At 60.5% G+C, this 13,356-nt stretch carries 11 protein-coding genes; 6 read left to right on the top strand and 5 right to left on the bottom strand.

Features of this window, described 5'->3' with window-relative positions:
- The first annotated feature begins 172 nt into the window (after positions 1 to 172).
- Together JQ591_RS28350 and JQ591_RS28345 are read left to right on the top strand one after the other, a co-directional pair.
- Positions 173 to 1,564 carry a hypothetical protein gene (locus JQ591_RS28350; protein WP_211399293.1) on the top strand — a complete coding sequence of 464 codons (1,392 nt, stop codon included), beginning with the start codon at positions 173 to 175 and terminating at the stop codon, positions 1,562 to 1,564.
- A 280-nt stretch (positions 1,565 to 1,844) separates the two neighbouring features.
- On the top strand, positions 1,845 to 2,810 hold the full coding sequence (locus JQ591_RS28345) for a glycosyltransferase family 2 protein (protein WP_211399292.1): 966 nt from the start codon (positions 1,845 to 1,847) through the stop codon (positions 2,808 to 2,810).
- 44 nt (positions 2,811 to 2,854) lie between these two features.
- On the opposite strand, the gene JQ591_RS28340 is transcribed toward JQ591_RS28345, so the two are convergent.
- The 5 genes from JQ591_RS28340 to JQ591_RS28320 form a co-directional block, all read right to left on the bottom strand.
- Positions 2,855 to 4,312 (bottom strand): lipopolysaccharide biosynthesis protein, encoded by a 1,458-nt coding sequence (locus JQ591_RS28340; protein ID WP_211399291.1) that lies wholly within the window; start codon positions 4,310 to 4,312, stop codon positions 2,855 to 2,857.
- A 93-nt stretch (positions 4,313 to 4,405) separates the two neighbouring features.
- Positions 4,406 to 5,476, bottom strand: a complete 1,071-nt coding sequence (locus JQ591_RS28335; protein ID WP_349630415.1) for an acyltransferase family protein — start codon at positions 5,474 to 5,476, stop codon at positions 4,406 to 4,408.
- A 4-nt stretch (positions 5,477 to 5,480) separates the two neighbouring features.
- Positions 5,481 to 6,578: an acyltransferase family protein gene (locus JQ591_RS28330; protein WP_211399290.1), complete on the bottom strand. Its 1,098-nt coding sequence runs from the start codon at positions 6,576 to 6,578 to the stop codon at positions 5,481 to 5,483.
- Between the two features lie 54 nt (positions 6,579 to 6,632).
- Positions 6,633 to 7,916 (bottom strand): hypothetical protein, encoded by a 1,284-nt coding sequence (locus JQ591_RS28325; RefSeq protein WP_211399289.1) that lies wholly within the window; start codon positions 7,914 to 7,916, stop codon positions 6,633 to 6,635.
- Positions 7,917 to 7,930: 14 nt separating this feature from the next.
- Positions 7,931 to 9,142 (bottom strand): acyltransferase family protein, encoded by a 1,212-nt coding sequence (locus JQ591_RS28320; RefSeq protein ID WP_211399288.1) that lies wholly within the window; start codon positions 9,140 to 9,142, stop codon positions 7,931 to 7,933.
- Between the two features lie 323 nt (positions 9,143 to 9,465).
- Between JQ591_RS28320 and JQ591_RS28315 the strand changes: the two genes are divergently transcribed.
- The 4 genes from JQ591_RS28315 (at position 9,466) to JQ591_RS28300 (ending at position 13,173) form a co-directional block, all read left to right on the top strand.
- Positions 9,466 to 10,170 (top strand): class I SAM-dependent methyltransferase, encoded by a 705-nt coding sequence (locus tag JQ591_RS28315; RefSeq protein WP_211399287.1) that lies wholly within the window; start codon positions 9,466 to 9,468, stop codon positions 10,168 to 10,170.
- Between the two features lie 155 nt (positions 10,171 to 10,325).
- Entirely contained in the window at positions 10,326 to 11,687 is a 1,362-nt protein-coding gene (locus tag JQ591_RS28310) for an O-antigen ligase family protein (RefSeq protein ID WP_349630414.1), read from the top strand.
- A gap of 37 nt (positions 11,688 to 11,724) precedes the next feature.
- Positions 11,725 to 12,378, top strand: coding sequence for a hypothetical protein (locus JQ591_RS28305; protein ID WP_211399286.1), 654 nt, complete (start codon positions 11,725 to 11,727; stop codon positions 12,376 to 12,378).
- A 147-nt stretch (positions 12,379 to 12,525) separates the two neighbouring features.
- Positions 12,526 to 13,173, top strand: a complete 648-nt coding sequence (locus JQ591_RS28300; protein WP_211399285.1) for a transglutaminase-like cysteine peptidase — start codon at positions 12,526 to 12,528, stop codon at positions 13,171 to 13,173.
- Positions 13,174 to 13,356: the final 183 nt, after the last annotated feature.

Raw genomic sequence — 13,356 nt, 5'->3', positions numbered from 1 at the left:
CGGCACGCCGTCTGCAAAAGGGTGGGAACGGCCGTCATTGCAAAATCGTTGCGTCCCCCTGTTGCGCATGTTCTAAGGTGGCTGGCCTGCCCGAGAGGCCGATATTCAGCGCTGCCCGTGTCGTGTCAGACCGCATCCGGGCATACCGGAAAAGGCCGGAAGCCACCAAGCCATGCTTCGTCTCCTTGCTCTCGGCAGCTATTTCTATCAAAGCCTGGTCGCGATCCTCCTCATTCTGGCGCTCAGCCATCTGCTTGAGCCGGCGTCTTACACGACATATTCCCTGACGGTTGCCGTGAGCCAGCTCGCCTCGGTGGTCGCCTTCGAATGGCTGCAGCTTTCAGGTCAGCGTTTCCTCTCATCCAGCCAGGGAGACGAGACGCCGCGACTGCAATCATCCCTGTTCAGTGCGCTCGCACTCAGCATCGCCACCCTGATCGCGGCCGCAGCGCTTGCCGCACTGTCCGGCCGGGTTCCGATGTCCCTGATCGGAATAGCGCTCGCCGTCACGATCGTGCAGGGGACCGTCGACCTCCATTACATGATGATCCGGGTCGCGGGCAGATTGTCCTCGGCATCGATCTTGATGATCTGCCGCGCCACCCTTCTTCTTGTGGGCGCGACCGTCGGCGCCAAGCTCCAAGGCACGGCGGAAGCGGCGCTTGTCGGCATGCTCGCCGGCCACGGCCTTGGCCTGGCTCTCGGCTCGCTGATCGACCGCACCTTGCTCAACTGGTCTCCCCGACTCACCCGGAAGTCGGACCTGTCCGCCTTTGCCCGCTACGGGATGCTGGCGTCAGGTGCGTCGGTGGTCCACCTGTCCGCCCCGATCCTCATCCGCTTCATGATCGTCGGTCGTTTCGGAATCACCTCGAGCGCGAGCGCCGGCTTCTCGATGGCGATCGACCTCCTCCAGAGGCCGTTCTCCGTGCTGCTCTCGGCCATTCACACCATCAGCTACCCCGATGTCGTGCTGCGTTACGACACCGGGACCAGGAAGGACGCGCAGCGAGCTGCGGCCGAGCTGTTCGAACTCGCGTTCTGCTCCACCGCGCTGATGTTGGGCGGATTGATCGCATTCATTCCGGACGCTGCAAGGCTCTTCGTTCCGCCGGCCCTGATCGCGAGCTTCCTCGCCGCGACGCCAAGCGTGGCGATCTTCTATTTCCTGCATACGCACCTTCAGGCCACATTGGCGCTTGTCCCGCACCTTCAGAAAGCGGCCCTGCGCCTCATTCTGATCGCCGCCGGTCAACTGGCCCTCATCTCCACTTTCGTCTTTGCCAGCAGTCTCGCAAGCGCGGCGCCGACAACCGCGCTTGCCAGCGCCGCGCTGGCCACCGCACTGGTGATTCTGGCAGCTTGCGGGCCGACGATCCGATTTGGCGCCTACCCGCGCCCGGGTCTCGTGCTGTTGACGGCGATCGGCTCGGCCGTCGTCGGTGGGCTTGCCGCATTGCCTTCCGAACCGCTGGCCTGGCTCCTCGGCAAGATCCTGGTGGCGGCGGCGGTCACATTGGCCATCGTGTGGTTCGGCGATTTCCTGCGTCACGACGAGGCCTGATAGCGATCGACCTGCCGGCTGCCCTTGCAGTGTCGATTGTGTGACAGCACGACGTCATCCATCGCCCGTAATCGCATTCATCCCACAAAAACGGCGACTTCTTCGCGGTGGTGCGCGGCCGGCAATCTTTGACTAGCTCTGGAAACGATGATTTTATGGCCCGCGATCCGCAGCGATCTGCTAGTTCTCGCGGTGGCTCATCTTGCCAGAGCCGATCACCATTGATGGAACTGCGAAGCAACGGATCCGACGTTGCTCAATACGAAGAGAGGCTGGTGTGATGCCCGGGGATATTTCGGTTGTTATTCCGTTCTATAACAACGCCGACAAACTGCAAACGACTCTGACCGCCGTTGCCAACCAGACGTTGCAGCCCCGCGAGATCATCATCGTCGACGACGGTTCCTCCGATGAAGCAAAGGACGAACTCGGGAAGCTGAAGGAAACTTTCGGCTTCACCCTGATCACCCAACCCAATCGCGGCCCGGCAGCGGCTCGCAATACCGCAATGGAGTCGGCCAACTGCTCATATGTTGCGCTGCTCGACGCAGACGATATCTGGCATCCAAGCAAACTGGAGCGCCAGCATGCGCTCATGTCTGAACCCGGCGGCAACGCGCGGGCCCTGGTCGTCTGCAATTCCAGAACGGTCGACGAGGACGGCGGCCTGATCTACGAGAACAGATTTGCGCAGTATTCCGGCGAGAAGAAGCAATTCGCAGTCGCCGTTCTCAACAACCGCATCCATTCGATCACCTCGACGCTGTTTTTCCGGCGCGACGCGGCCAGCCGCTTCAACTTCATGAACGAACACTTGCGGTATCGCGAGGATCACGCCTTCATTGTTCATCTGCTCGGTCAGGGTGACGTCGGATTTGTCGATGAATTTGATTCTTCTCGCGTCATTCATCGCGCAAGCTACTCACACTCCGAAGCGAGCGGATATATCCTGAACCAGGAACACTGGGACAACGCGTTCTTCGCCGATGTTGCCCAGCATTTCACTGCATCTGAAATGAAGATCGCACGCGCCATCGCGGCTGAACACAATGCGCGGAACGACGTGATCCTGGGCCGGCACGCGCGAGCCATGCGAACGATGGTGCAGTCGATGGCGAAGAGCGGCCGGTTTGCGAGGCCAACACTCATCATTGCGGCCGCAATGATCGGCACCATTGCGCCGGCGGCGTTCGACAAGTGGGACCGCGCGCTGGCAGCCCGACGCAAGGCCACGGCCAACAGCTAGTCATACGAACGACGCCCCGGGCCGGCGTGGCCGCATGCGGCCCGTCAGGCGGGCTGCGCTGCAGCTGCTTCGCTGGATTTCCGCCCGATGAGCGATTTCCGCATGGTCGTAAAGTGCAGGCCGATGATCTTTCTCCAGCCGAGATAGACGAGCAGGACGACGGCGGCATAAGTCGCGGTCGCCTTGAGCCAGCTCATGAACGTGCCCGGGTCAGCCCCGAACATCGACCAGACAACCGCAACGCCGAGGCAACTCGCGACAGTCGGCGGCAGGAACGCATTGACCAAGGACATCCCAGAAGCATCTATCTTGTAGAATACGACGACCAACGACAGCGCGGCCATCGCCAGGCCCGTAACGGCATAGCCAATCGCAAACACATGCAGCCCGTAAGGCAGCATGAAAACGAACGTTCCAAAGAAGACGAGACTGTTGATGACGCTCAGGCGAAAATTCAAGCTACCCTCGCCGCGCGCGAGAATGACGGAGCCGCTGTAGGCGGCGATCGACTGCACTGCTCCGATCGGCGCGAGCACCTTCATCAGCCAGATGGCTTCGTGCCACTTGGGATCGAGCAGATGATCCACCAGAAATCCGGTGCCGAAGACGAAGTAGAACATGCCGGGAAACGTCACCAGCGCCGTCATCGCCATGGTCGCCATGGTGAGCGATGACTTGCTCTCCGGCACCAGGCCGGCCTGCGGACCCAACGCCGACATCAGCACGTTGCTGGCCGGCCACGCCAGGACGACAAGCGGCATGATCATGAACTGGTTCGCGAAACCATAGAGACCCACGCTCGCCGCCCCCAGATAGATGCCGATCAGGATCGGGCCGGCGGTCCGCGCCAGAAAGTTAAGGGCATTGGTCAGCAGCACCCAGCCGCCAAAGGCCATCAACGGCTTCAGTCGAGACCATTCGAAATTGAACGTCATCTGCTTTCGCACGATCACGGTGAAGGCGATGGCCCTCACCAGATGCATGGCGATCTGATAAAGCACCAGCGCCATCACACCGACCCCGCACAGGAGCGCGACTAGATAGGTGAGGAATCCGATTGCGACCGCCGAGCCCTCGATCGCGGCAATCCTCTGGTAGTCGAGATGTCGCTCGAGCAAAGCGCGGGGCGCCACCGCAGCGACGGCAAACACGATCGAGAGCGCCAGGCCCGCCAGCACCGATGTCAGCCCCTCGAGATTGGAAACGCTCGACAGCGCAGGCGCGCCGAGGCAAATCGAAATGGCCAGCAACGCGCCGAACAGCGTGATCAGCGTCGCCGCCGCGCCCACCTGCCTGCGATCGAGATCCGGATGACGCACGATCGCGCTGGAGAGCCCGAGGTCGGTCAATAGCGCGATGAACAGGATGAACGACATCGAGAACGCGACCAGCCCGTAGTCGTGGGGCGTGATGAACCGGGCCGAGATGATGTTGATCGCAACCTGGGTTGAGGCCCGGCTGATGTTCACCACCGACATGAAGGATACGCTGCGGATCATCATGCTTGGACAACCTCGAATTCTTTGCTCGCCCGCCGGAATCGTGAAGCAGGACATGGTGATGCCGCGTTCGCAGGCAACAGGAGACAGATGCGGTCAGGCACGTTGCTGCAGCTCTTCGGCGCGAAGGGTCGGCGTTCCCCGCAGCATCCGGTCGAGCCTGCGGCGCAGCCCCACCTCGATCAATCTGTAACTCAATGCCGACGCGACCAAGGCGACCGGCAGGCCAATCGCGACGAATCCGGCCCATAGCAGCCATGGATTTGCGCCGCCCGCGACGAACTTGGCACCGAGCGCCTGAAGCGGATAGAGCGCGAACGGATGTACCAGATAGAGGCTGTAGCTGATCTTCCCGAGATATTGCAGCGAAGGCGCCTCCAGCAGCGTCACAACGCCGGACCCCGGACTGAGAACCATCGCGAACAGCAACAGGCCCGGAAGCAGCGCCGGCAGCGCATGCAGATACTCCAGGGAGCCGTACATCGCGATCACACAGAGCGTGCCAGCGAGCAAGCCGCGCCATCCAGCGACCATGAGTCGGAAGTTCACACGGCTCAGGAGCATGCCTACTCCGAAGAACGCCGCGTTCGGGCGATAGGCGACCGCCGCGACGGCGACGCCGACCAGTACCCAGGTTGCGAGCCAATGGCCGCGCCTGCGCGACACGAAGATCGCGGCGAACCAGATGTAGAAGGCCCATTCATAGCTCAAGGTCCAGGCATTCTGCTGTCCCAGCGGCAGGCCGAGCACATCGGGCAGAAACAACAGATTGGCGACGAACAATTCGATATAGGTGACGACGTCGATCCCCTTGAAGAATTTGTATCCGACGATCGGTCCGATCGTGAACAACGCGACATGCAGCACTCCGAACACCGGCAGGATGCGCATGCAGCGGTCATAGAAGAAGGCCGACACGTCGCCGTGGCGCACGAGGCTTGCCGGAATCAGATATCCGCTGATCATGAAGAACAGCTCGACACCATGGCCGCCCGTGTTGGCAATCGCGTGAAACCAGGGCGGCAGTTGCGGCAGAAATCCCGCCAGCAACGGCATGACGTACATGTGCACGAGCAGCACGCTCATTGCCGCGACACCCCGCAGCCCCTGGATCGCCGGCAAGAACGATGCCGGCGCAGCACTGCTGGATTTCGTCTGAGTGTCCACTTCGCTATTCCGCGGCCGGTAACGGCGCTTCGGTCATGGCCGCGCGGCGCGGCGCCGATCGATAACGGCGACCGAACGAGATGGTCGGCTTCTCGACGAGGACATAGGAAATCCAGCTCACCACGATGGACGCCGCTACCACGCCGACGACGAACACCAGCCACTGAGCCGGGCCACCGCCTGTCCCGACGAAATAGAGCGCGAGACTCATCACATAGGCATGCATCAGATAGATCGAGTAGCTGATCACGCCCACGAAGGCGAGCGCCCGCCAGGGCCTGCCCTCCCCGAACACGGCGAATGCCAGGAACACCAGCGCGGCCGCCACGTAGGAAAGCCCGATCGAATAGCCGTGGAAGAAGTTCTCGTGATAGTCGCCGCCATACAGCTTGAACGCGATGTTGATGGCGAAAGCGCAATAGAGCGTGACGCAGACGACCAGATACCAGGGCGACAGCCGGCGCTCCATCAGCACGTCGCGCGCGACCTTGCCCGTGAACATCGCCGTCAGATTCAACGCCAGCTCCAGCAGCCGCCAGAACAGCCAATAATGAACCAGCGCGGGACCGAGGATTCCCACGAGCGACACGGCGACGACGATACACACGGCCGTCAGCCTGCGATTGAGGAAGCCGGCGACGAACAGGGCGACGCAGGCGATGTAGAAGATCAGTTCGACGGCCAGCGACCAGTAGGCGATCCGGATGTTGGGCACCCCGACGAACATCTGGAACATCGTCAGATTGGCGGAGATCTGCCAGATCGGAAAAACCTTGTTCTCGATGATCGGCGTGAGGATCACCGCGATCAGGATCGACAGCCAATAGCTCGGATAAAGCCGAAAGAAGCGGCTGACTGCAAAGTCCTTCACCGGCGCGGAGCTCTTCGGAAAGCTGTAGGGAATGACGAAACCGCTGACAAAGAAGAACAGCACGACCCCGAAGCGGCCGAAGTTGAAATAGTGGCCGGAAATGTCGTGAAGCGGCCCGTAGAATGCGTCGGTGGTTCCGCTCAGAATAATCTGCTCGAGAAGATGCTGGAGGACCACGGCCAGCACCGCGATGCCGCGCAGAGCGTCCACAAATGCCAAGCGGTTATGCATTACTCTGCTCTCCAATCGATGTGTGGTCCCAGGGCATTGTGTCGATCGCCCCGATCATTCTGCGGTGAGCGGCTGCTGCGCGGGCGCCAGCCGCGGGCCTCCCTGCATGGCCCGGGAGGCGCGCTTCGAGAACACCTCGCTGAATCCGAACGAGATCATCAACAGACCGGTCGCGGGGCCATAACACAGCACCGTGATGGTAAACAGGTTCATCACGAATATCGTGGACAGCTTGTAGACGTCGGTGATCAGGAACGACGCGCGGATCACGACCGCCATGAACAGCACGAACGGCAAGCCGAACATCAGGTAGGTCCCGATGTAGAAATTGTCGACCGGCACCCAATACGACGCCAGCGGCGAGAACAGCTGCTGCGGGTAGTTGAAGCAGCCGACGCCGCAGCCGGTGAGAACTCCGACCGGCATCAGCTGCTGCAGATAGACGAATGGCAGCTGCCAGCTGTTGTTGATGCGGTCCTGCAGGCTGAAGAACGTGGAGGTCTTGGTCAGGCCGGTTCCCGACACGAAGAGCATCAACGCGATCGGCACCAGGATGGCGAGATAGGAGGACAACGATATCGCACGCAGTACGGGAAGGCGCCGGGCCTCCGGAAGCCAGCGAACCACCAGCAGGCAGCCAAGATAGAGCGCGAGAACGACCATGGTCGTCTTGCTGGTCGTGAGGCGTATCGCGTAGATCGAGGGGATGCCGAAGATCAGGCACCAAAACACGCTCTTGCGGATCGAGGTCAGCACGAACGTGATCAGGATGAAGTAGGCAGCCATCGTATTGTCGGCGGCAAAGCCCGAAATCCTTTGCTCTGCGAACGACCACCAGAGCCGGCCCGCCTCGCGGGTGGCGCCAAAGGATTCGTATTTGAAGCCCACCCAGGGGAACGTCCAGTGGGCGGCGACGAGCACGCCGGCAAGCGAGATATAGAACGTGGTCGCGATGACCCAGAGCAGCTTCTTGTGGTTTCCGAGATAGGCATCGCAGAAGCAAAAGCCTGCAAATACCGGGATCATCATCTTGAACGACGACAGCAGCGCATTGAAGGTGCCCAGGAAGAAATACCCCAGGATCAACGACAGGATGATCTGCACGAAGACGAGGAGAGCAACGACGTTGCGATTCTGCATGATGCAGCGCGTGACGAAGATGCCGACGCAAAGCACAGCGACGGCATCGGGGGTGAACCAAAGAGCCGAGACGTGAAAGATGCTGGTGTAGTACCTCATCGCGCCGCCGAAGGCGTCCCGGATGAAGTACAGCGCGAGCGCGACCGCCTCGATGTTGAGGGCCATCGGCGTGAGATTGTTTTCCTGTTGCGACGTCACCTTCGGCAGGTCTCCTAGCTCAAGCGGCGCGAAGTGCGGACGGTCTGAGCCGTCGAAAACGACGTCTCACGCTGCAACAGGCGACGAACGAATTTCCCGCCCGGGATCTCGACCAGCCGATAGGTGAAATCCGAAAGCAGGATGACGGCGGCAATGATGACGCCGTAGGTCAGCGTTGCCGCGAGCCCGGGGCTGATCGAATCAATCGCCACGATCGGCCGCGGCCCGACGATCCGTACCGCATATTCCGCCAGAAGAATGACGAACGCGTGCACCATGTAGATCGAGTACGATCGGGCGCCGAGCCAGACCAACGGCTTGCTCTCGAGCAGACGCGGCAGCAACGGCGCGCCCGGGTAAGCCATCAAGGTCGCAAGCAGGCTTGCGAAGACGAAGGGCGCGGCAAAGCTGGCCGCCGGGTAGTCGCTGACGAGCACGACAAGGCCGAAGCTCGCGACGAGCGAGCCGGCCTGAAGACCGAATTGATAGACGGGCGCCTTTATCTTCGACAGCGGCGTCACGACCCGGACCACCAGAACGCCGAGAAAGAAGCTCATGACGCAACGAAGAATGCCGAAATCGTACTGAAGGCCGAGATCCTTCTTTTGCAGCACGAAGACGATGACGAGCCAGTTTGCCACCACCAGAATGGCCGCGACCGCGTAGAGAAACGGCCGCGAGTTCAGGCGCTGCGCGAACAGCAGCAGCAGAGCGAACAGGATATAGGTGTAGAACTCCACGCTGATGCTCCAGCTCGGGCCGTTCCAGCTGAGGTAATCGACGAACCCGAGCGAATGAAGCAGGAAGACGTTCAGGACGAACGTGTAGGCGTTGTTGACCTCGAATTGCGGGGACGTGACTGCAAGCAGGCCCGCGGCCACCAGGCCAACCCTTGCAAACCGAAACACCAGGATTGCGAACAACATCACGATATGAAGCGGATAGATCCGCGCCAGGCGACGGACCATGAAATCGCGAAACGAGAATTTGCCGAAATCCGCATCGGTGTAGCTGATCGAGATCACGATTCCGCTCAACACGAAAAACAAATCGACGAACAGCCACGCATTGTGAAAGAAGGCGAAGTCGAACCACGCCTTGTTCGAAAAGGCGGCAAGGAAAACCTTCATCAGAATGACATGATGGATCGCGACTGAGAGCGCTGCGATTCCTCGAATACTGTCCAACGGAAGATAGTGAGGCTTGTGCTTATGCGTCGACTCCATCACTACCCCGTTGCTTAATTTGCTGCGTTGCAATATTCTTACTTTTGGGCTCAGTTTTCAATGAAAATCTGGGTTTGAGCATGCGCGATTTGTTGAACGGAAATGCAAGGGCCAGGATTAACGTTGATGCGAATGGGACCACAATCGGCACCAGTTCCGCACCAAAGACTGTTGATCGAAAACCAGCTGGCATGAGTTCTGAATGGCAAATCCAACACGATGCGAGGTCGATTCTGATCTGATGAGATTTCCATTGTCCTCGACCAACAACGAACGGTAGACCTCCGTATGATCGATCAGCCGCAAAATTGGGAGAATTCCTAGTGGCCTATTCTTCCATGACGATTGGGAACACGAGCTCCATCAAGCGTTGGAGCCACAATTCGCGATTTACCAAGGCATTGGGCGTGATGCCGCCGGCGCAAAACGATCGCATCCTCGATTTCGGAACGGGAGATGGACATCTCGTCGGCTTGATCAAGGAACGATGTGCCTCGGCCACCATCTGCGGGTTCGATCCGCATCTTGATGCAATGGCAAATGAGGTGAAACAACGTTTTCCCGATGTCCGATTTGTGCGCGAGCGCGATAGCATCGTGGGCGGCCCCTTCGACAAGGTTTATTGCCTTGAGACGCTCGAGCACTTTGTCGGCCCTCCTCTGATGGATATCGTCACCTTTCTCACGCAGCAGACGGCGCCAAACGGTCGCATCCTCGTCTCGGTGCCGATCGAGATCGGCCTCTCGTCGTTGATGAAGAACCTCTTCCGCATGGCTGCCGGCCAGCGCCATCGCGGCACCACCTGGAAGATCGTCTGGGATTCCTTCGTCGGCAATACGGCCGCAATCGCGCGGCCGCCAAGCGAGACGGGCTGGATCTCCTCTCACCTCGGATTCGATTTCCGGATCATTCCGGTCTTGTTCGCAAAATGCGGTTTCGAAGTGGAATCGATGGGCTATTCGCCGATTCCTCTGCCAACCCACGTGATCAACAGCCAGGTGTTCTTCCGCTTCGCGCGAAAGGCTTGAGCCGGTCACACGGCGGCCGCCGCCGCACCGACCCGCAGGCGTCGAAATCAGCGCTTCCTGAGGGCAGCGATTGATGCTTAATGCGCCACGTTGCGCGGACCAGAGTCCGCCAACGGGGTTGATTGCTGCTTGCGGGGGAGTGCCAGCTGAACACCGTGTCCAGGCTCATGGCGCTTGCAGTCGTCGTGCTGGCGCCCCTGCCACTCGGGTCCACCGGCCAGATCTGGATCTGCATCTGGTGTGCGCTGATGGCCGCCAGCCTCGTGACGGCCAATCTCGACGGCGTCGGCCGCGAGGATGTGCGGCTGTTGATGCCGTTGCTGGCCACGCTCGCAATAGTTGCGGCAGTGACCGTCGTTCAAGAATGGCGCGACCCGCCATTCGCACTCGGGAATCCGGTCTGGCAGACCCCATCAAAATGGCTCGAATTACAGGTGCCCGGCCGGGTTTCGACGACCGTCAGCGGCCCGTGGCTGGCGATCGGCTATCCGCTTCTGCTTGCGATGGTATTCATTCGCGCGTTCGCCTTCTCAACCGACGCGAGCAGTGCCCGCCGGCTCCTGCTGATTCTCGCCTGGGCCGGCTGCGCCTACGCAATCTATGGCATCCTCGCTGAAATCAGCGATCCCAACGGCCTCCTGTCGAGACGCAAGGAAGCCTATCTCGGCTACGCGACGGGGACTTTCGTCAACCGAAACACGGCCGCGATCTTCTGGGGCAGCAGCGCCGTGCTGTTTCTGGTCCCCTTGCTGCGCTTCGCACACCGCCGCGATCGTCCTGATGCGCCAGCCTCGCCCCGCCTCTCGGACCGAATCACATTTTATTCATCTGCACCGGCAGCGCTCGGCATCGGGTTTGCGATCTGCCTGATTGCGACAGCGATGACGGGCTCTCGCGCGGGCCTGCTGCTGTCGATTTGTGCATTCCTGCTCGCCTGCGCGCTTTATGTTGCGCCATTGCCGCTCGGCAAGCTGCGGAGATGGGGCCTTGCTGCGGGGACAGCGGCCGTGGCGCTATTGATCCTCCAGCTTGTCGGCGGCGCCGTTGCCGGTCGAATTGGCACTTACGGCCTGATTGATGAACAGCGGTTCAATGCCTACGAACGAAGCATTGCCATCATCCGCGGTTATCCGCTGCTCGGCATTGGCTGGGGCAATTTCGAGGCAACATTCCCCGCCTATCGGACCGCGGAGCTCGGCAGCCTTGGAATATGGGATCGCGCCCACTCGACCCCGCTCGAACTGGCCGCGGAGCTCGGCCTGCCCGCCGCCGGTCTCATCGTGGCGTGCAGCCTCTGGTATATTTACCTTTTGTTAAGAAGCAGCTTGCGGCGAAAGCGCGACCGCTACATACCCATTATTGGCATTAGCGTGGCGGTGCTCGGGCTGGTCCATAGCTGCATCGACTTTTCGCTGCAGATTCCGGGCTTCGGGATCTTTTTCGCTGCCATAGTTGGATGTGGGCTTGCGCAAGCGATTCCGTCCGAACTGCGGAAAGAACGTGGCAAGTTTGAATAAAATGAACTATAAGAACTGAAAAAGTCCGGTGGTGATTATGCAATTTCGAAAAGTCTTTTCCGTCGTCGTCGGCATTGCGGCATTGTCCGGCACAGTTGCGCCCTCATTCGCGGCCACTGGCAACAACGCAGCGTGCGGAGCGAACGCAAACCTGGTCTCGGCGGAAAGCGCCAACTCATTCCTCTCGAATCCCGCAGGATTGCTCGACCAGTTCAAGCAAGGCCAGGGCAGCTTGGCCTCGCAGGTTCGCGACTTTCTGACCTCACGGCCGGAAACCGTCGAAGGCATCGTGTCGCTGGCAAAGGCCAGCAACGAGGAACAGAGCCGCGCCATCGGTGCAGGTCTCGGAACGGCCGCTTCAGTTTGCGTGCTGTCGCAACCGGACGTGGCACAGCGCATTCAGGAAGCCGTGCTGAAGACCGACAATGCAGCCCTGATTCAGTCCTTCACCAGCATCACCGGCGACATCCCGACGGAAGCGACCAGCGGTGCGGATCCCACTGGCGAGACGTCCACCGGCGGTGGCGGCGGGACCAATGCGGCCGCGGCGGAACGGGGCGGCGCCGCAACGACGACCACTCCCGTCGTGCTCAACACAAGCGGACCCAGCGCTCAAGCGCAGACGCAGACCCTGTTCACCGCAGCGGCTACAACGACCACCTCGCTGACGTCCGTGAGCCCGTCGCGATAAGCTCCTGGTTGAAGAAATTTAACCAATGCAATGCTCCTGGAACCAGTCCCGCAAAGCCGATAAAATTGTAATTGTCGGCAAAACCGGAACCTAATGGGTTCGTTGTATCCCTAGCGTCAAGAACAATGGCGAAAAACGGGGATAACCATGAGCTGGATTTTCAAATCTTTCCTTGCGGCGGGGATCGCTTGCGCTGGCGCCGCTGCCAAAGCCGACACGATCGTCGATGCTCCGGCCGCGGCCGTGGCGGGCTCCTTCATCGGCGAGTATGACAACGCGCTTGCACCGCTGCAGGCTGTAAAATTCTGCATGAATTACGGCGCAGAGTGCGAGCCGGATGCTGTTGCGGACCAGCAGACGCTGCCATCGGGCGAGCGCGCGAAGGACATGCTTCGCGAGGTCAATCGCGCGGTCAATGATGCTATCACGCCGACGAAAAAGCCGACCAGCCCGCTGCTCGCGCACTGGACCGTGTCACCCGACGCCGGCGACTGCAACGACTATGCCGTGACCAAGAGGCATCGCCTGATCGAGATGGGCTGGCCGAAGTCGGCACTGCGACTTGCGGTTGTCCTCACCGCCAGCGGACAGGGCCATTTGGTTCTCGTCGTGCGGTTGAGCGAGGGCGACGTGGTGCTCGACAACCTTTCCTCGTCCGTCCGCTCCTGGAACACGGCCGGCTATCAGTGGATTTCGATGCAGTCCGCCAGCAATCCGCGCTTCTGGGTTGCTGTCGGTGAGCACGGCCAACATCTGCGCGCGAGCCGCCTCGCCTCGCTGCGGACCCCCTCCTGAAACATAAATACTGCAACAACGCTTGATCGGTCCCGATTCTCATCGGGGCCGATCAACGCGTTCGAGCACCGGCTGCAACCTGAACAAGGCATCTGGCGATGCATGCACGCTGAAAGGCGCTGCGAACGTTCGAAATCCTGTCATCTGCACGCGCTATGGCATGGCACCGGTTTTGGTGCCCTG

It is taken from the genome of Bradyrhizobium canariense (assembly GCF_018130465.1).
Classification (GTDB): Bacteria; Pseudomonadota; Alphaproteobacteria; order Rhizobiales; family Xanthobacteraceae; genus Bradyrhizobium; species Bradyrhizobium canariense_C.
Note: the sequence above shows the minus strand (reverse complement) of the source record. Positions and strands in the feature narration are given on the sequence as shown.

Coding starts and splice junctions, on each gene's coding strand:
- JQ591_RS28350 (WP_211399293.1), top strand. CDS start 173: ATGCTTCGTCTCCTTGCTCTCGGCAGCTATTTCTATCAAAGCCTGGTC.
- JQ591_RS28345 (WP_211399292.1), top strand. CDS start 1,845: ATGCCCGGGGATATTTCGGTTGTTATTCCGTTCTATAACAACGCCGAC.
- JQ591_RS28340 (WP_211399291.1), bottom strand. CDS start 4,312: ATGATGATCCGCAGCGTATCCTTCATGTCGGTGGTGAACATCAGCCGG.
- JQ591_RS28330 (WP_211399290.1), bottom strand. CDS start 6,578: ATGCATAACCGCTTGGCATTTGTGGACGCTCTGCGCGGCATCGCGGTG.
- JQ591_RS28320 (WP_211399288.1), bottom strand. CDS start 9,142: ATGGAGTCGACGCATAAGCACAAGCCTCACTATCTTCCGTTGGACAGT.
- JQ591_RS28305 (WP_211399286.1), top strand. CDS start 11,725: ATGCAATTTCGAAAAGTCTTTTCCGTCGTCGTCGGCATTGCGGCATTG.
- JQ591_RS28300 (WP_211399285.1), top strand. CDS start 12,526: ATGAGCTGGATTTTCAAATCTTTCCTTGCGGCGGGGATCGCTTGCGCT.